17 protein-coding genes are annotated in these 18675 nt (G+C 59.3%); 2 read left to right on the forward strand and 15 right to left on the reverse strand.

Translation table 11 applies throughout. The features are described 5' to 3' along the window. Positions 1 to 80: 80 nt before the first annotated feature. The 9 genes from AWB69_RS24570 to AWB69_RS24610 form a co-directional block, all read right to left on the reverse strand. Positions 81 to 1217 (reverse strand): ATP-binding protein, encoded by a 1137-nt coding sequence (locus AWB69_RS24570; protein WP_062089426.1) that lies wholly within the window; start codon positions 1215 to 1217, stop codon positions 81 to 83. A gap of 68 nt (positions 1218 to 1285) precedes the next feature. Continuing rightward, a complete protein-coding gene (locus AWB69_RS24575) occupies positions 1286 to 2848 on the reverse strand; it encodes a class I adenylate-forming enzyme family protein (protein ID WP_062089427.1) in 1563 nt (520 codons plus the stop codon). Next, complete coding sequence (locus tag AWB69_RS24580) at positions 2845 to 3621, reverse strand: VOC family protein (RefSeq protein WP_062089428.1); 777 nt, start codon at positions 3619 to 3621, stop codon at positions 2845 to 2847. The genes AWB69_RS24575 and AWB69_RS24580 overlap by 4 nt, the downstream gene beginning before the upstream one ends. Beyond that, a complete protein-coding gene (locus AWB69_RS24585) occupies positions 3621 to 4079 on the reverse strand; it encodes a PaaI family thioesterase (protein ID WP_062089429.1) in 459 nt (152 codons plus the stop codon). Before AWB69_RS24585 ends, AWB69_RS24580 begins: the two co-directional genes overlap by 1 nt. Before the next feature lie 32 nt (positions 4080 to 4111). Further along, positions 4112 to 5116, reverse strand: a complete 1005-nt coding sequence (locus tag AWB69_RS24590; RefSeq protein ID WP_197500311.1) for a quinone oxidoreductase family protein — start codon at positions 5114 to 5116, stop codon at positions 4112 to 4114. A gap of 49 nt (positions 5117 to 5165) precedes the next feature. Beyond that, positions 5166 to 6167, reverse strand: coding sequence for an ABC transporter substrate-binding protein (locus AWB69_RS24595; RefSeq protein WP_062089430.1), 1002 nt, complete (start codon positions 6165 to 6167; stop codon positions 5166 to 5168). A gap of 21 nt (positions 6168 to 6188) precedes the next feature. After that, on the reverse strand, positions 6189 to 6962 hold the full coding sequence (locus AWB69_RS24600) for an ABC transporter permease (RefSeq protein WP_062089431.1): 774 nt from the start codon (positions 6960 to 6962) through the stop codon (positions 6189 to 6191). Positions 6963 to 6965: 3 nt separating this feature from the next. Further along, complete coding sequence (locus AWB69_RS24605; protein ID WP_062089432.1) at positions 6966 to 7706, reverse strand: ABC transporter ATP-binding protein; 741 nt, start codon at positions 7704 to 7706, stop codon at positions 6966 to 6968. Continuing rightward, complete coding sequence (locus AWB69_RS24610) at positions 7703 to 8455, reverse strand: GntR family transcriptional regulator (protein WP_062089433.1); 753 nt, start codon at positions 8453 to 8455, stop codon at positions 7703 to 7705. The genes AWB69_RS24605 and AWB69_RS24610 overlap by 4 nt, the downstream gene beginning before the upstream one ends. A gap of 391 nt (positions 8456 to 8846) precedes the next feature. Between AWB69_RS24610 and AWB69_RS24615 the strand changes: the two genes are divergently transcribed. Next, positions 8847 to 9167 carry a DUF4148 domain-containing protein gene (locus tag AWB69_RS24615; RefSeq protein WP_062089488.1) on the forward strand — a complete coding sequence of 107 codons (321 nt, stop codon included), beginning with the start codon at positions 8847 to 8849 and terminating at the stop codon, positions 9165 to 9167. Between the two features lie 257 nt (positions 9168 to 9424). On the opposite strand, the gene AWB69_RS24620 is transcribed toward AWB69_RS24615, so the two are convergent. The 6 genes from AWB69_RS24620 to AWB69_RS24650 form a co-directional block, all read right to left on the reverse strand. Further along, on the reverse strand, positions 9425 to 10105 hold the full coding sequence (locus AWB69_RS24620; protein WP_062089434.1) for a GntR family transcriptional regulator: 681 nt from the start codon (positions 10103 to 10105) through the stop codon (positions 9425 to 9427). A 778-nt stretch (positions 10106 to 10883) separates the two neighbouring features. Beyond that, the gene (locus tag AWB69_RS24625; RefSeq protein WP_062089435.1) at positions 10884 to 12206 is read right to left on the reverse strand and encodes a hypothetical protein; all 1323 of its coding nucleotides are present in this window, start codon (positions 12204 to 12206) and stop codon (positions 10884 to 10886) included. 349 nt (positions 12207 to 12555) lie between these two features. Continuing rightward, positions 12556 to 13518: a ParB/RepB/Spo0J family partition protein gene (locus tag AWB69_RS24635; RefSeq protein WP_062089436.1), complete on the reverse strand. Its 963-nt coding sequence runs from the start codon at positions 13516 to 13518 to the stop codon at positions 12556 to 12558. Between the two features lie 2 nt (positions 13519 to 13520). Further along, entirely contained in the window at positions 13521 to 14717 is a 1197-nt protein-coding gene (locus AWB69_RS24640) for a ParA family protein (protein ID WP_062089437.1), read from the reverse strand. Between the two features lie 248 nt (positions 14718 to 14965). Next, a complete protein-coding gene (locus tag AWB69_RS24645) occupies positions 14966 to 16888 on the reverse strand; it encodes a site-specific integrase (protein ID WP_062089438.1) in 1923 nt (640 codons plus the stop codon). Between the two features lie 368 nt (positions 16889 to 17256). Continuing rightward, positions 17257 to 18111, reverse strand: coding sequence for an SDR family oxidoreductase (locus AWB69_RS24650; protein ID WP_062089439.1), 855 nt, complete (start codon positions 18109 to 18111; stop codon positions 17257 to 17259). Between the two features lie 88 nt (positions 18112 to 18199). Here AWB69_RS24650 and AWB69_RS24655 point away from each other — a divergent pair, with 88 nt between their 5' ends. Beyond that, a complete protein-coding gene (locus AWB69_RS24655; RefSeq protein WP_062089440.1) occupies positions 18200 to 18601 on the forward strand; it encodes a winged helix-turn-helix transcriptional regulator in 402 nt (133 codons plus the stop codon). Positions 18602 to 18675: the final 74 nt, after the last annotated feature.

Raw genomic sequence — 18675 nt, forward strand, 5'->3', positions numbered from 1 at the left:
AGCCTGGACCATTTCCGGTTCCGGGCACGACGCGTATTGATCGTTCGTTTCAGAAGCGAAGGCTTTAAAGAACGTCCCTGTCAGATCGGCGCATTGTCACCCAGTGCGCCCTGTTCTCGAATCCACTGCGCAAACGCTTCATCCTCGAAGCGATATTCGCCATGCGCGAGTTTAGTCACGATGTTGTCCGCCTGAAGCCGGCGCAATGAATGCGCAGGTGTGTTCATCGGCGGCGCCTTGGGCAGGCCCAGCAACGTTCCCAATTGCTCTCGCGCTGCCTGGCCATGGAAGTCGGAGACCATGCCTTCGGCCATCATGCCGAGCAGCGCGCGGTCGGCCGGCAGCAATCCGGTCCATTGCCGCTTGAATTGCTCGTTATTGAATACGTGTTCTTTCGTGAATTGCAGCGCGGCTTCGGGGCCGTCGAACGGGTACGTAAGATGCCGCTCCAGAAAACGCCGGAAAAACTCCGGCGTGCTGTTGAGCTGATCGAAAGCCGCGACCGCATGCTTCATTGAGAGCTGATGCTTGGCGATGGTGTTGACTTTCTTCACCATGAATTCGAGGAAATCGCGGCCGAGCAACGGAAACGGTTCAAGGGGCGCCCAGTTGAAAAACGGCTCGGACGAACGCCCGAACATGGTCCTCAAGGTCGACTCCGAACTGCCGGCAAAGATCACTTTCAGCCGGTCCTTGCGAACGTCAAGCTCCGCACGCAGCGCATGCGCGAAATTCGAGTGGGCCGCGGCAGCCAGAACCTGCGCTTCATCTATGATCAGAAGGAGTGGTTTCGGCTGGGAATCGAAGGCCTTGAGCGCGTCGGATAACAACGTGCCGACGTACTTCTTATCCTCCTCCGATAATTCCGCCTCGACCGACGCTTCACCGAATGCCGGAATCTTGCCCGAGGCCTTGAGCTTCCTGACCGGACTTTTGGCTCGACGTGCGAGCCTGGCCCACCAGTTTGGCTCAATAGCACCATAGAGGGCGCCCACCAGCACGCCGGCGGGTTCCTTGTCGTCGTCCCACAGGTTCACGTACGCGCTCAAGTACCCGCGTGCCGTGGCTGCCGGAATCAGGTCTTTGAGCAGGAATTCGGTCTTGCCCATCCGCCGCCGTGCGAATAACGTGCGTGCGGAAGAAAGGCCCAGCCCGAACAGGTCGAGATAGCCTGCCGCGAGTTCCGGACGAGAAAAATGCCATTGATCGGGTTTCATGTTTCAAACTATATCATCGCGTTTTAAATATATCAAAACTGATGATATAACTTGATAGTCAGCGTCCGTCAGGTCTTTTCAGGATGTTCTTCATCAGCCAGCCGCCTCGCCGCTTCGCGCTTTAAAGCCGTCCGGTCGATCTTGTTGGTCGACGCGAGCGGAAACGCATCGACGAACCAGACTTGCCGCGGATGCTGGTAGGCCGGCGCATGTTCCAGCGCGAAAGCTTTCACCTCCTCCGCGCTCAATTGCGCCCCCGGTTTCAGCACGACAAAGGCCACGGGTTTTGCCCCCTTGATCGCATCGTCGACGGGGATCACGCTCGCTTGCTGGATTGACGGATGCCGCTCGAGCATCTTTTCCACATCACCCGGGAAGATGTTCTCGCCACCGGAAACGAACATGTCGTCGCGTCGTCCGATGAACGCATAGAAGCCGTTTTCGTCGCGACGGAATACATCGCCGGTGCGATAAAAACCATCGGGCGTGATCGGCGTCGCCAGGTCCGGGCGATTGTGATATCCGTTCATCAGGCCCGGGCTGCGCAGCTCCAGCTCGCCTTCGCTCGCGAGTTCGCCGTTCGTATCGACAAGACGAAGTTCGACTTCGCCGTGCGCCGCGCCGATCGCGTGCGCAGGCGTGAGCAAACCAGCGGGATGCGGTCCGAACACGACCGGCCCACCCTCGGTCGTGCCGTACGCGTTGATGACCTTTGCGTTCGGCAGCAGCGCGTGAGTCCGCTCGAGCAACGCGCCGCTGACCGGCGCCGAGCCCATGCGCACATAACGCACCGACGACAAATCCGTGTGCGCGAGCAGTTCACGCTCCTGCATCATCATGGCGATCATCGGCGGCACGGAAGTCAGCCACGTGCAGCGATACGTATCGATAGCGCGGATGTAATTGCGCGCGTTGAAGGCCGGCATCAACACGGTCGTGGCACGAGCGGCCAACGCAAGAAACACCAGCGCGAGCGCGTTCATGTGATAAAGCGGCGCGGCAATCAGCACGCGCTCACCGTCCAGCGGCTGCGCTTTCAAGCGCGTTTCGACCACCCAGAGATGACTCGCGTGTGAAAGAACGACGCCCTTGGGCCGCCCGGTGGAACCCGACGTATAAAGGAACAACGCGGCTTCTTTTTCGTGCGGAATAACCGGCTCGAAGGTCCGCCCCTGTGCTTTTGATTCCGCGATAAACGATGCAAATCCCTGTGCGCCGGCAGCTTCCTGCTGACCATCGAACACCACACGCGGCAGCGTGACGGGAGCGTCGGCGAAACGCCTGGAATCAGTGAAGACGAGACGCGCGCCGCTATCCGCGATCACATCCGCTATCAGCGCCCGCGGAAATTTATAGTTGACCGGCACGGCGACCAGTCCCGCGCGCATGATGCCGAGCATGGTCGCGACATAGTCCGCTGAATTCGCTGCGAGCAGCGCAATGCGCTCGCCTCGCGCGTACCGGCCGGCGAGCGTATAGGCCACCGCGTCGGCGAGCGCATCGAGCTGGGCGAAGGTGTATTGACGCTCGTTGAAACCATCATCAAGGCCGATGATCGCGAGTGCATCGGCGCCTCGATCGCCATTCTCGCCGCGTGCAATCAGCGCGCCGAGATTCGTCGGAAAAGTCATGGTATGAATTCCAGCAAGGTATCGAAGCGAGGCAGAGCGATAAGCGCGCGCTGGGTCTCGACCGACGCGGGAAAACCGGCCACGTCCGCGCGCTCACCCACCGAACGCCAGGCCGGTGTGCGCACCGTGATCGCGGCATAACGCGGCCCACGCGCAGCAATGTACTGCGCAGTCGTGCCAAAACGCGTGTAGAAATCCGCACGAGTCCAGTACACCAGGTCGAAGCCCGGCTCGATCTCGCCGAGTTGCACATACGGCTCCGGCGCAACGTCGATCAGATGCAGCGCACTCAAGCCCACCGCGCCATTCGGATGGCTCTGCCACTCGCTGCGGAAAACGAGCTCGGGCGTCAGGTGCCGGCAGAAGTAGACGCGGCCTCCGCCAAGCTGGTCCGGCTTCAGGCGCACGGTGGTGAAACGCGCGTCGCCAAGGGGTTCGCCATCAAGCTCGACCGGACGTGAGAAGGTCTGCGGCGGCGTGGCATGGAAACCGGCCTGACGCAGGGTGTCGAAGGTCTCAGCCGGATCATCGATGCGGAACACGAGGCCATCGGGACCCAGCGGACTCGACACAATCTCCTCGCGCACGGTCTTGCCATCGGCAGGCAAGCCGATGAGTTCAAGGTAGTGGTCATCGAACACGATCGCGTGATTGATCGAGCCGAGCGTGTGATACCCACGGGGAGCCACCGTGAAGCCGAGCTGCTCAAAGGTCTGCTGAGCGGCGTCGGTATCGAAACGCGTGTTGATGACGAGATGGTCAAGCTTAAGCATCAGGGTCTGGCCGGCGCAGGCGTTGAGGTTGCGGTCGGCGTTGCGGGTGCCGTTGAATAAGCGCCGCGTCCGCTGGCAACGAGCTTGCCGTCCTTGTCGAAGACCTGGGCTTCGGACACGGAGACCTGCGAGCCGAACTTGATCACCTTGCCCTTCACGGTCAGGTCGCCCTGGAACGCGGCGCGGTGATAGTCCACGCGCAGGTCGATGGTGGGCACGCCCCGCCCCGTCTTCGACACCAGCGCCCAATCCGCCGCCAGGTCCACGAGCGCCGCGAGAATGCCGCCGTGCGTGTAGCCCTTGTCCGGATTCACGACCCATTCTTCGCGCCACGTGGCGAGCAGTTCGATCTCGCCCTCACTCACCGATACCACTTTCAACCCCAGCCATTCGTGAAACGGACCGCGCCGCAAACGCGCCTCGATATCCTGCGCGTTCGGCAATGTTGCTTCGCTCATGATGTTTTCCTCAACTTATCTCATCGATGGATTCAGGGATTGACCACGACCTTGCCCAGCACTTCGCGATCGCGAATCAGACGCAGTCCTTCGGCCGCTTGTTCCAGCGGCAGCGTTCTGTCAATGGACGGCGTCAGGTCACCGGCCGCAATCTGATCGAGCAGCGCGCGCAGATTTTCATCGTAGAAACTGTTCGAGCCGATGATCTTCAGCTCGAAGCTCCAGATGTAGCGGAGGTCTTCGGCGGGCGCGTGCCCGGCCGTCGCGCCACATACGAGCAACGTGCCGCCGCGCTTCAGGCATTTCAGCGACGGCACCCAGGTGTCTCCGCCGGTGAAATTCACCACGACGTCCACCCCGCCCTCATAGGTCCGGCGCTGCGGCTTGCCGTACTCTCCGATCGCCCACTTCGAGAAGTCCGTCGTTTTGTAGTTCACCGTATGATCAGCCCCCAGCGCCTTCAGTTGCTCGCACTTCTCGTCGCTGCCTGCGCACGCGATCACCTCGGCGCCCAGTTGCTTCGCGATAAGAATGCACGCCGTACCCACCCCGCCGCTCGCGCCGAGAATCAGCACGCGGTCGCCTGCTTTCACGGTCTTGTGCGTGACCAGCATGCGGTGCGCAGTGCCGTACGCCACCGGCAACGCGGAGGCAGCGTCATAGCTCACGGCATCGGGTAACGGAATCAACTGGTCGACCGAGACCAGGCAGTATTGCGCCATGCCACCGTCGAGCATTTCGCCCATCAAACCTTTCTCGGGATACAGCGGATTCACGAGCGCACGGTCACCCGTCTTCCACCCTTCCACACCTTCGCCCAGCTCCGCGATGTCGCCCGCCATGTCTAGCCCGATCACGACCGGAAACGGCACCTTGATTCCCGGCATGCCCTTCACGGTGAACACATCATGGTAGTTGAACGACGACGCGCGCACGCGGATCACCACGTGTCCGGGCGTTGCCTTGGGCACAGGCTTGTCGGTGACCACATGCAGTTGATCGAGGTCGCCGTGTTCATTGAGCACGAGCGCCTTCATGGTCGATGGAATGGCTGTTGTCACGGTGTCTGCTCCATTTGATTTCAGGTTATTGGATTGTTTTCGACGCGGCATACGGGCCGGTATCGAAGAGATCAGCGGGCAGCGTGCCTTTGATCACACCGCCATCCACGAAGATCTGGTGCTCGCGCTTGAGCGTCTCCAGATCGATTGGTTCAAACGTCACGCGATTGATGTCCGACCAGCGCGCGGCGTACGCCTGCGCGTCCTCAGCAGGCAGATTCGCGCTCTTCTGCAGGATTGCCGCGACGTCGTTCTGATGCGTCGCGCCCCATTGCAGCGCCGTGCGCATGCCTGCGATCAGCTTCGCCACGTCTTGCGGATGCTGCGCGAGGTAGTCGGCACGGATCGCGCTCACGCCTATGTAGGGCGTTGCATCCGACTTCGTCAGCTTCTTCCACTCATCGCCGAAACTGCCGAGCCGCTTGACCTTCAATTCCTTTAGTTGTGCGATGGTCACCGAGCGCAATGCAGCGGCATCGACCTGCTTTTGTACGAGGAATTGCGCAAGCCGCGCTTCGTTCCCGGGAACGATGGAAAAGTCGTTCGCCTTGATGCCGTCATTACCCTGCAGCACCGCGGTGGCAATCGCCGCGACCGAACTGCCCGGCGGCGACATGCCGACCTTCTTGCCACGCAGGTCGGCAAGCGACTTGATGGGCGAATCCTCAGCCGCAACGAATTCGACATCGGCCGGTTGTGTCGCAAGCACGATCTTCAACGGCACGCCCTCGGCCGCCGTGCTGAAGACAGCAGCGGCAGGTGCGGCGAATGCGAAGTCGATCGCGTTGGCGGCCAACGCGCGATTGGGTGCGTTGACATCGGAGAATCGAATGAAGGTGACGTCGAGGCCGCGCTGCTGCAAGAATTTTTGTGCATCGAGCACCGCGCCGAAACCCAGGCTCACACCGCTCGTCCAATAGCCAATGCGCATGGGTTCAGCGTGCGCCGTTTGCGCGACACCGAGTATCGCGGTGGTCGCGACAGCGGTCGCAACCGCCGCTCGCCTGAAGAGTGAAATGCCTTTCATGGTTCCTTGTTCCCCGTTAGATCAGTCGGTCTTTTTCCAGCGAAACAGATGGCGCTCGAGTGGCTTCAACACACCCGCTTCGAGCAGGAGCATCAGGACAACGAGCGTGACGGTCCACGCGAAAACCTGGTCGGTCTGCACGAGATCGGCCGCCTGCCGCAAGCGATAACCAATGCCGTTCGACGACCCGATCGTCTCCGCCACCAGCGAGACGCGCCAGCCGAAACCGAACGCGAGCCGCGCGCCGGCGAAGAAATGCGGCAGGATGGTCGGCACGAAGATCTTGCGCATGATCTGCGTCTGCGACATGCGAAAACTGCGCGCGAGTTCGACATGGTTACTGTCGACGGTCAGCGCGCCTTGCCATACGTTCGTCAGGATCAGCGGCATTGCCGTCATGAACACAACGAAGATGGTCGTTGCGTTCGAGATGCCAAACCAGATGATGGCGAACACCGCCCAGATCGCCGACGACACCGTATTCACGATCGACAGCAGCGGCTCGAAAAAATGCGCCACGCGCGGATTCGAACCGAGCGCAATACCAAGCGGCGCACCAACCGCGGCCGCCAGCAGAAATCCGGCCACGACGCGATACAAGGTGATGCCGAGGTCATCGAAGAACGTGCCGCTTTGTACGAGTCCGACAAACGCGTGCGCCACTCGCAACGGTCCGGGCAATACGAACTGCGGCATGCGCAGCGACGCGAGCCACCATGCCGCGAGCAGCAAGACAACGAGCACCACGCGTTGCACAACGGTTGAAGCGAACGAACTACGCGGGACAGTGGACATAGGTCAGATGAGGAGACGCAGTTGGCGGATCGCTTCGGCGACGATCGGATCGGTGGCAGTACGCGGGCGCGGCAACTCGACATCGACAATTTCGCGCACACGGCCAGGGCGCGGCGCGAGCACCACGACCCGATCCGCAAGCACGATCGCTTCCTCCACGTCGTGGGTCACGAACAGCACCGTCATGCGCTGCATCGCATGAATGCGCAACAGTTCCTCATGCATCTGCGTGCGCATCTGCGGATCGAGCTTCGAAAACGGTTCGTCCATCAGCAGGATACGAGGACCGGTGACAAGGCTCCGTGCGAGAGCGACCCGGCTGCGCATGCCGCCCGATAACTGGTGCGGATGGGCATCGGCGAAACCTTGCAGCCCGACCAGATCAAGGACCGCGTTGGCGCGGGCATGGCGCTCGCGAGAGGGAATCGCGGGGCTCGCCGCTTCAAGGCCGAACTCGGCATTCGAGCGCGCGGTGCGCCAGGGTAACAAGCGGTCTTCCTGGAACATATACGAGAGCGCGTTACGGTCCTTCGTCCCTTCGGCGCGCTTGCCGTCGATCCGGAGTTCGCCCTCACCCGGCTCAAGCAGGCCGGCCACCATGTTGAGCAGCGTGCTCTTGCCGCATCCCGACGTGCCGAGCAGCGCGACTATTTCGCCCTGGGCGACATCGAAGGAGACGTGATCGAGAACCTTTAGTGATCCGAAATCCTTTCCTATTCCGCGCAACGAAATGACAGCGCTCATCGGCGAAGCTCCGCCACCGTGTATAGCGGCAACGACGCGCCGGCGCTCGAAAGACTCGCGTATACCTTCTCCATCGTCATGCTCTGGAATGTTTCTATATGACGGCGGGCGATGGTCTCCGCCCGGCGTTCATCGCCCGCAATGAACGCGTCGATCATCGCGTTGTGATCGTGCTTGATTTCGGGTTTGGTGCCCTGCACGCCAAAGCCGAGCGCGACGAGACGCGACATTTCATCAAGCAGGCTCGCGAGCGTTCGATGCAGCCGCTCGTTGCCGCTTGCCGCAGCTATTGCCAGATGAAATTCGCGATTTGCATCGAGGAACACATCTATTTGCGCCGATAACGCCCGCTCCGGGTGCGGCACGCGGCACGCCGCTTCGAGGCGCCGCAGCAACTCGACATCAACGCGGCCGCATGCCAGCCGCGCAGCCAGCGGTTCGAGTTGCACGCGCAGCGCGAACACCTCTTCCACGTCTTTCAAAGTGATCGCTGCAATTCGGTAACCCTGTCGCGGCAGAGAACGGACGAACCCTTCGTGCACGAGTCGCACGAGTGCAATACGGCAGCTGGTTTTACCGATGCCGTACTCCGACATCAACTGGCTTTCGGTCACGGTCGACCCGGGCATCAGCTTGCATGAAAGCAGATCGCGGCGGATACGTTCGTAGGCGTCATCGCCGCGTAAGACTGCGGGGATAGCCGGCACAAGCAATTCAGGAGATGGCGCTGCGGATTCGTCGTAGGTCATGGCCGTTAGGTTGTGAGCTGCTCACGACATCGAATTGATATGTTCAAGAAACTATCGTAAGCGTTTATACGGCTTTTCGAAAACAAGTTATTTAAATATGTACCTTAGGCACGGAGATATCGTGGGATGCTCAGGACTTGTGCGGCATCGAGGTCTCGCGCCCTCATTAGCGCTCAAATTTTCGGTTTTCCAATCAGGAGTAAATGCTGACTATTGTCGGCAATCCTTAGCATGGCTTTTATTACTTCATCCGCAATTAAGTAGTGTTTTTGATCCTGCGAAAGTCGGAACTGTTGCTGAAGATGGGGGGAATTGGCAACATTTCAGCAGCCGCTCATCTGGCCTGCAGTTTGCGTATATGTGCTTGGCAAACTTCATGGGAGATTTGGTCATGTTCAAGGCTCTTTTTCCTGCGGTAGTTATCGCTTCGACCCTCGCTGCACCGGCGCTCGCATTTGCTCAGGACAACACGCAAGTGACCCGTTCGGCGGTCAGGACGGATTTGCAGCAAATGGAACAGTCGGGCTACAACCCTGCGGCCGAGCATACGACTTATCCCGACCAGGCCCAAGCCGCTGAACAGCGCGTGGAATCCGAGCGCGGAGTGGCCGCGACTTCATACGGCCCCTCGATGGCGGGCACGTTGGCTTCAGGCATGCGCTCACCGATCACTGCGGCGGACGGGACACATTCAATCTATTTCGGCCATTGACAAGCTGGGTTGGGTTGCAGCAGGCCGGGTGACTGACGTGGAGAAACGTGATCGTTGCCGACGCGTAATGGCAAGGGTTCTCACAACTCGACGGATCAAGGTAGCAAAGACGCAGCATCGAACGAAAGAGGCCGTTTCCAACTGACGTTGGAAACGGCCTCTTTCGTTTATGCGTCAATTTTCGTCGTTTGCTGAGTCGGACGCTTACCCGGCAAAGTGAGCGCGCCGGTCTTCGCTCGCGTTCCAACCCACGCGAACTACGCTTGCTCTTCCGATGTTTCATCCAGCATTCGCATAGCCGCCTTCTCGGCGTTGGCCACATGCAGCCGCGCGGCCGCACCGGCTCCCTCCGCATCCCGCGCTTTCAATGCCTTGAACAGTTTGTCGATTTCACGAAGGCTGACCGGCAACCGGTCTGGATGCATTAGCGAGGTCGCGCGCAGCAGGTTGACTCGCGAATACAGGCTGTTCAGGATCTCTTTCACCAATGCATTGCCGCAGTTATCGAGCAGGACATCGTAGAGTTCAGTCTTGGCCTTGAGCACGCCCGCTTGATCATTGGCCAATGCCTGCGCGCGCAGTGCCTTCGCTTTTTCACCGAACTGCACGATGGCCTGGTCGTCCGCAAGGCGGGCGAATTCACTAGCCGCAAAGCCTTCAAGCAAACCGCGGATTGCATACAGCTCAGCCGCCTCCTGCTTCGACATGATCGCGACCACAGGTCCCTTGTGCGGCACGCTGCGTACCAGCTTCTCAGCTTCCAGCCTGCGCAAGGCTTCGCGAACCGAGGTTCGGCTGACACCCAGCGTCTCGCACAACTCACGTTCGATAAGCCGTGCGCCAGGCGCGAAGCGTCCTGACGTGATCGCCTGTCGAAGCACATTCTCCACCTGATGGCGCAGCGTTTCCGGCCGCACCAAACCCATTTCGGCTGTCATTATTGTATTCCCGTCTGACAAAGATCACCCTGCATGATACTTGATGCGGCAGGTCGAAAAGAATGACCGTGAGCTCGGCTTTGGGCCGTTCTGGGAAGTGTTGTGTCCTTCTGCTCAATTTGTCCTATTGAATGATTGTCGTATAAGTTGATCGACATTTGATCATGCCGTTACCGCCGCCAGACTCGGTCGTCGTCCATGCTTCTTTGAACGACACTTGCAATCCGGTGATCCAAATTCAGGGTACAAAACTCCGACTCGCTTTGTGAACCGGCGTAAGCCTCGCTGTTGATATTCGCCATGACAGCTTGCCCGGTTCGTGATCTGGTTTTGGGCTGGCGCGGCGATTTCGATCTGGGAACGAGGTCGTCATAGAGTCGCCAAACGACGCAGCGCATCATGAAATACAGAGGGTAAACGGTCTGACCGTTAGTTGCGACTAACGATGTTTCAGGTGTTTTCTACGGCCCGATTTGAAGCATCTGTATGCCAGGAATGGGGACTGAAATTTGCCGCGGAAGGCTGATTCCCCCAACGTCGTTGCACTATGCAGGTCTTTCCTGGATTCCCATTTCACCTCTATCACCGGATCCCCTCAGTCGGCTAAATCTGCGGGCGACGGGTCAGGGGAAAGCGTGTCTCGCTTACGCATTTATGCCGACTCGCATCCCACACTTCGCAACAGCTTGATCGTGCAGATCGATTGGGATTTCTCGTTCAGAAACACCAGAGAACACCTCTTCCCGTCACCTCTGTGAAAACGCACCGAAGCTCACCATCACCGGCTAGCCGCCAAATTGTGCCCGGCAGTCTCAACTGTCTGTACGTTGCGAGTGTCCAACGAGACGCCGGCACACGCAGCGCGGAGCATCCTCTTCATCTCACTGAGGCGGTCGTTGATCGTAGACGTTCTTGTCCGCGACGTTGCGTGCTCAGCAGTCGATACGGCTTTCGTCTGTTTCTCGTGGTTTCCGTCGCACTTCAATCGGAATGCCGCGACCTGATCGGACGTTGCGCGAACGATTTCCGTCGCGTTTAGCGCGGCGACGAATGCGGTTGTCCACTGTCCAGTCGCGACACGTGGTCTTGCTTCGCGGTAGTTGTGGACACTGATCGAATCCGCTGTGCTGGAGACCGTGATGAGTCGTGTGTTGGCACTGTCGACGAACATCTGGCCAGCGCACTGAAGCACGGTGGCATCGACGCTCGCAGTGCGTGCATTCTCTTCGGCAAGGCGTTCCGCGGCGAGTCGTTTAGCGCGGATCTGGTGTCCAAAATCGACCGGGGAACGGAGCAGGGCGCGAAGATAGCTTATCGGGCGCTTCGCGTTTCGGAGGTGTTCCCAGGTCGCCTCGACTACATCGGAAAGCAGCTTTGCCTGTGCCTTCGCTTCTCGCATGAGTTTAAAAATCAAAAATTGACGAAAACCCAAGCTCAGCAGGCGCTGGAGATCCGCGGGGAGCTCTCCTGGTTGTCTCTTTTGATTCTTAGGGAATAGATCCTTATATATAGCTCCGTCTGCCACCGTGACACACGGTGGGTTAAATGAAGGAGCGGGCGGGCTGAGTGTCTCGACGCTCGCTGAAACGAGGTCATCAGGTTGACCGGCTGAAGCTTGCGGAGCAAAAGACTCCGAACCGGTCGTCTGTGTTCCGGATGCATGGGACACGTATCCGAGGACAATGGCGGATTTTTCGGTGAGGTGCAGGTAGGCACGACCGAACAGGCCAGCGGTCCCAAAGCGTTTTTGCGGAACGCGTTCGACTAGTCCTGCCACTTCGAGATCGTCCAGGCTCCGATAGAACGTCCGCATTGACTGCATGGCTCGGCCGGTCAGAAGCTCACGACGGGCGAATATGGCGGCGTACGGGCGGTTGGCGTCCACCGTGCGAGCAAGCGCAGCCAACACGGCTCGAGCGCGAGCGGGGAGGGCAGGGAAGTTCGCAGCGCGATGTGCGGCCCGAAATACAACCCAAGGGAGATTTGATTGACCGGCCAGAAACTCGTCCAGCGCGGTTTGATCGATGTCGACGGAATGGTCAGAGGGTGGAGGAGGGTACAGATCCCCCTCGCCAGCAACGGAAAGTTGCGCGATAAGCATGTCACACGTCCATTTCTTCAAAATGGAAGAGAAACGCTTGACTGCCGATCGCTATCCGCTACACTTCGAGGTGTTGGGCCTTTATCCGATTCCCGTCGGAGAAATGCAGCGGTGGGCAAGCGACAGCGAAGCCCGGTTACTCAAAAGCCTTCGGTTCCCGCCGAAGGCTTTTGTTTTTCCTGCATTGAAATCAGTTCATGATCGTTCTCGGTCGTTTGGTTAAGTCCATGATTTTTAACGATTCCCTACTAGGGAAGTCCTGAGGAAGCTTTGAGCTTCGGTTCAGAACTTCAGGGTGCCGATGTGCTGCGCGCTAAGTCATTGATTTAAAGCAGTTCCCTACTAGGGATCACTGCTTTTCGAGTTCCGACTCAATGAATGCGTGAATTCTTTCTGCCCACTGTTCCGCTTCGTCGGCGGCTTTGCCGGAGAACGAAACGCCGACCACCCCATTGCGCGCCGAGATCTGGCAAATCTTCTTGGCGCCGCGTTTGATGACCAGGGGTTCGTGCTTCTCACGAGGTGCTCGGTCTGGCTTTGTTGCCGCCACTGCCTGCGCCTGGGTGTAGGTGTCGTCAGTCAAAAGCCGCTCGATCGCTGCTTTAACCTTGTCTCCCCGACCTTCCGCGACTGCCTTGGCCATTTGCTCCGCTGCATTGCTTCCCAGCTTCTCGGGACGAGTGGCCAACAATTCCTTGCACTCGTCAGGTAGCAGATCGAACTTCATGATCCGCCCCACATGCGAGTCGCTAATGCCTGCAGCCTTTGCTAAATCTTCCTTCGTAATTCCGGTTGAATCCTGAAGCGATTTGAAGCCCCAAAATTTCTCGAAGTCCGAAAGAGTCGGTGACAAGAGGTTTGAGAAGAAAGCGGCGTACTCGACCATCGACGCATCGATGTCCAGTACGATGCCGTCAATCTCAGTGCGGCCCAGTTCGCGATAGATCGAAGCCCGGTTATGGCCGGCAACGATGTCGTACTCGCCGTCCGGCCGTTCGCGTACCGTAATAGGTTGGGCGAGAGGGTATGCCGTCAGGTTCGCTTTAAGCTCGGCGTACTCTAAAGGAGTGAGTCGCCGCCGCCGTCCCGGGATCTCGTGAAGCTTGTCCAGCGGGAGCTTGCCGGGCGCGCGTTGTTCCAGTGCCCGTTTCAGCTTGTCGATTTCAGCCTGCTGGCTGTGCACCCGCCCTTGAAGACCGATCAACTGTCCAGGCGCGGTGCGAGGTGCGACCGGTTCAGAGGGGGTATCAAGACCATCGTCATCCAGTCGAATACCCGCCGCCTTTGCCTTTTGTTTCGCTGCTGTAGACATGCTTACTCCTTGTCCCAGAGGTAACAGACCTTGCTGTCGATCAAATCCACAACCTGGTCATAGGGCACGCGGATTCGCCGAAGCGTCGCGGCATTGCCGTCGTAGTTCGGGAAGTCGTACACCGTAGAAAAATCGTTGGTGGTCGTGCGAGCAAGGTCGGTTTCAGGGATTTCAACCGGCAAGACGCGCTCGCCATAGGTCGTGATGACCCAGTCGCGAACAATGGATGCGTTCGCCTTGTTCGGCATGCGCGTCACCAGGATGTCGATGAAATCGAACACCTTGGCTTCGTCGGCCGACTCCCCGAACTGCTTCATGCCGGACACCATGTCGGAGAAAAGCGACCAGAACTGGACCATCGATGCAAACGAGAGCGTGTCCGGCATCACCGGCACAATGACTCCATCTGCCGCGAAAAGCGCGTTGATGGTCAGGTAACTCAACGTGGGTGCGGTATCAATGATGATGTAGTCGTACTCGTGCTTGAGATCCTTGAGTCCGTCGCTCAGCACGTTCCAGAACTTTGCGCTCGGCGACGCGTGAACGCGGGCCGGGAGCATGAATTCGGCGTTGAACAGATCCGTGGATGACGGGATCAGGTCGAGGTTTTCCCAATACGTCTGCATCGGCAAATGCTTCATGTCGAAGCTTTCGCCGCTGACGTAAGCCTCGATCAAGGGCAGAATAGTCTGGTCGCCGCTGATTTCCGCGTGCGGGTTGATCCCGTATAGCGTGGTCGCGCTGCCCTGCGGGTCCATATCTATATGAAGGACGCGCCGGCCGTGGCGCAGTGACAAGCCTTGCGCCAGCACCATGGACGTCGTGGTCTTGGTCACGCCGCCCTTGAAGTTGCCGATAGCGATGACTTTCCCGTCTTTCCCCGCCGGACGCTGTCTTGGCTTGCGTTCAGCCCTGACCCATTCGATGGTTTCGGCTAGCGTAAACTGCCGCGCGGCCCCAGGCTTTTCCTGTGTGCCTTGAGGCAGTTCCCCTTTCTTGATCAGATAGGAGAAGCGAGCTTTGTCGATGCCGCACAGTTCCTGGAGTTTGCCGCTCGGGAACACCGGGGCAACCTTCCGTGGGAACGGCTGGAGCATTTGAGTGCGAATTCGCTCGAGCATTTTCGCGGAACGAGCCGCCAAATTGACGAGGTCGTCCGGCGTCACCTCGATGGGTGGCGTCGAAAGGTTAATATCCATGCGTTCTTCCCGGTGGCTCTGGTTCTACCAAAAACGTGGATTCTCCCTTAAAAGGTAGAACCGACGGTAACCGAAGACTAAGAGGTATACGGAGTAAACGCAAGTAAACTTTGCCGACCCGGGGTAGCCGCAAAGCCACGTGGTTGTTGGACTTCGAGGAAAAAGGTGAGAAAAGACTTGAGGCAAATCGGGGGTTTTGCGGAGCTTTACGTCTGTAGATTCAAGCTCCGGCGTGGAATTTCTTGCTGTTAGCGCGTCGGCAAAACGCCGCTTCTACCGTTCGCGAACGGACCGTGACGCCGGGCCTTCACGTAAAGAAGCGTGGTGGAGAGGTTGGCGTGGCCGAGACGAAGCTGGATCTCGCGGTAATCCGCGCCGCTTTCGAGTGCGTGATGCGAGTGGGTGTGACGGACCCAATGGGTGCTCGCATTGGAACGAGCGCGGCCGCCGACCGGATTTTGCGGGGTTGAAAGCAGTGCCGCCCACGAAAAGAGCCGGCGAAATACCTGCCCCATACCGTCGGGCGTCAATGAATTGCCGGTGCGGAAATGCGTAAGGAGTGGGGTGTCGGCGGGACAAACGCCAGGATCCCCGGGCAAACCGCGGGCGCGCAGGCTCTCCTCAACCAACTCCATGACGGCTTGCGGAACTGGAATAGTCCGCGTCGCGCCGCCTTTTCCGGGAATAGCCAGGTGCCAGCCATTAGCCGGTGCGCCTCCAAGTCTGGACTGGATAAGCCAGCTGGTTGTTGCACGCGCTAATTCCTCACGCCGGAGTCCGGTCGAATAGGCCAGGTTCAGCGCCAGATAGTCGCGCAACTCCCTTTGGGAATACTGGACGCGACAGGCCGCCTGGACCACGTTTTGCCATTGCCCGTGGTCGAGCGAGCGCCCTGAAACATCGATGCGCGGGCCAATTGCCACCGCCGGGGCATTCGAAAACGGGTTGCGCACCCAGTAGTTCTGCTCGACCAGCCACTGGCCCATTGCGTGAAGAATCGCCCGCGCGGTTTCCCTGCTGCGGTTGGAGAGAGCGCCAACAAACGGCCTCCAATCCGGGTGATTTCGCTCGATTTTCGCGCGTCCGACCCAGCGGGCCGCAGGCTGGGGATCGGCAAGAAACGTCCCGATGTACTCCGCGCAGTCCGCACTATCCAGCGACGACAGTGCCCTTTTCCTTTCATTGATGGCCCACAAAAGCAGCCGTTCGGCTTCCCGCCGATAGGCCCGGACGGTATGCGCACTGTGTTGCCGCGCGGCAAGCCACGCATCGATTGCCTGCAAATCCGTGTGCATCGAGCACGGTAAAGCAGGGTTTTGGAGCCGGTTGGTACCGGTCGATCCGTCTATTTCCGTGGGTACATCTAGTGATTCGATAGGGACGATGCCGCTCTGGCGCGGCCGCACGAGCGCAGGATCGTTGCCGGACAAGCGCCGGCGCGGGGTGAGCGCGCGTTTTGACAGCATATGAAGCAGTGAATCGGCGTGCAGGGCAAGCCATTCAACTATGCGGCGCGCCGCCTTCGGGCCGACGCGTGTCACGCTCGCATACCAGCGGTGGCCGCGCCGCTCGATGAAACCCAGAAGGTCACCAAGCGTATGGATGCCGGTGTTCTGAAGACGGCGGGCAATTGAGGGTTCGAGCCAGCTTGCAACGGGGTGATCCGGCCGGGGCGCCTGGACCAGACTGGCTTCCATGCGCGCGAGGGCGTCGACCTGACGCCGGCGCAGGCGCGCATTTCGAGTTGTACGCCGGTCAACGCTCGAGGTGTTTTCCTGGGGAAATTCCGCCCTATAAAGCTCCAGAAGTTCGGCTTCGCTATGGAAACCGTCTGGATCGACTGATTCTCGATACGCCTCCAGCGTAGGCATCTCGCTGGCTGCCAGCCGCTGTGCTTCAGGAATGCTCCCCGGTCTCAGGCGTAAAAGATGTGTGGCTTCAACATCACGCGTGCGGCGTGCAGCGCCCGAGAGGGTGTCGCGCAACAGCCCGATCAGACGCCGGGTAGCGCGCACGTCGGTGGTGGCGTCGCCGTAGGTCGCGTGCAATTGCTCGACCGAAACGCCGTCCAGGTATCCGCGATATAGCGCGAAATGTTCACGAGTGAGCCGCTTGATGGACGCGCGGTTCTCGGGGTTGCGAACGGATGACGTTGGTGAAGCAGCCGGCATGAGTTATTTATGCTTTGGTTTCAATAGCTTGGAGGAAGGCTACCAGCGTGTAGGCGGTTTGACAACAAAAAACGCTACATCTGATAAGTATACGAACACGCCGAACACTCGCCAATGCCAATAGCGATGCAAACAGGGAGGAGATGAAATTCGAAGCGCCGACGTTCGCACACTAGATGAAACAGCATCGAGTGACGATGCTGACTGATGATGGGTGTCCGGTTTGACGGGAGAGGGCAATGCTCCTTGAACCCGCACCGAGGAAAACATTCGCGTTGATAGGGCCTGGAATGCCGAGCTAACCAGACGTACCGGTTCCAGTCACGGACCGGCACGCCTCATCGCTACAAGAAAAGAACATCCGCGTTTTACGCAGCGAGCGCTTCGGCAACCACGGTAGCCAATGGCGTGGTCGGCCGGCCGAGGAGTTGGCTCAACTGATGACCGTCGTCGAAGAGTGCGCCTTTCGATGTAGCCGTATCCGAGTCCGATAGGAGCGCAGCCAGGAATTCCGGTAACCCCACGCTGATCAGCGCGGCCTTATAGTCCGCCTCGGAGAGATTTTGATACTCGACCTCCTTGCCCGACTGCCGCGTCACTTCGGCAGCGAGGTCGGCGAGGGTGTAAGCGGTATCGCCCGCCAGTTCATAAATGCGGCCCGCTTGGGCGTTGCCTGTCATTACCCGTGCCGCGGCTTCCGCGTAGTCCGCCCGCGCAGCCGATGAAATCCTGCCGTCGCCCGCACTGCCGCGGATCGCGCCGTGTTCAAGCGCAGGGGCGAGGCTGCGGAGGTAGTTCTCGGTGTACCAGCCGTTACGTAGCAAAACGAACGGCACGCCCGATACACGCAGTGCGTCTTCCGTCTCGCGATGTTCATCGGCTAGTCCGAGCGGCGACGTATCGGCGCGCAGCACGCTGGTATAGCCGATCAGTTGAACGCCATTACGCTTCGCGGCGTCGATTGCGGCGCGATGCTGAACCCCGCGCCGGCCCATCTCACTCGATGAAATCAGCAGCAACTTATCAGCGCCCTTGAATGCGGTCTCGAGCGTGGCGGGTTCGTTGTAGTCCGCGCGCCGGACTTGCACGCCCAGTGCGGCGAGGTCCGCTGCCTTCTCCGGACTGCGTACCGCGGCAACAATCTCACTTGCCGATTGAGTCTTCAACAACGCTTTGATAACAAGCCGGCCAAGTTGGCCGGTGGCTCCGGTAACGACGATCATGATCAAACTCCTGGGGTAAATGCGACTGAAGCCGTACCGTATCGGATAAACTAACTTTTCGTAAGTACGTACGCCGAGGTAAGTATCCATGGACTCAAATGTTGATTTGCCCCGCGACGGCGTGCCGTTGTCGGATCTGTTGCGTCGCGGTGAATTGCTGTCGGCGGACTGTCCGTCGCGGGAAGTGCTCAAGCACGTGACCAGCCGGTGGGGTGTTCTTGTTTTGATGGTGTTGCTGGATCAGACCTGCCGTTTCAGCGATCTGCGCCGCAGGGTGGACGGCGTGAGCGAAAAGATGCTCGCGCAGACGCTGCAATGGCTTGCAGCCGATGGCTTCGTGACACGCACCGTGTATGACGAAGTGCCGCCGCATGTGGACTATCGGCTGACACCGCTGGGAGAAGAGGTTGCGCGCCAAGTGACGTCGCTGGCGGACTGGATCGAGACGAATCTATCGCGCATCCTGAGTGCGCGGACGGTGGACGCGTAGGGGAGAGGGCCTGATTGGCGACTTCGCGCGGCGCAGAAGCGTACGTTGCAGCAGCTGAAGGTGCTCGCAGCGCT

It is taken from the genome of Caballeronia udeis, assembly GCF_001544555.2.
GTDB lineage: Bacteria > Pseudomonadota > Gammaproteobacteria > Burkholderiales > Burkholderiaceae > Caballeronia > Caballeronia udeis.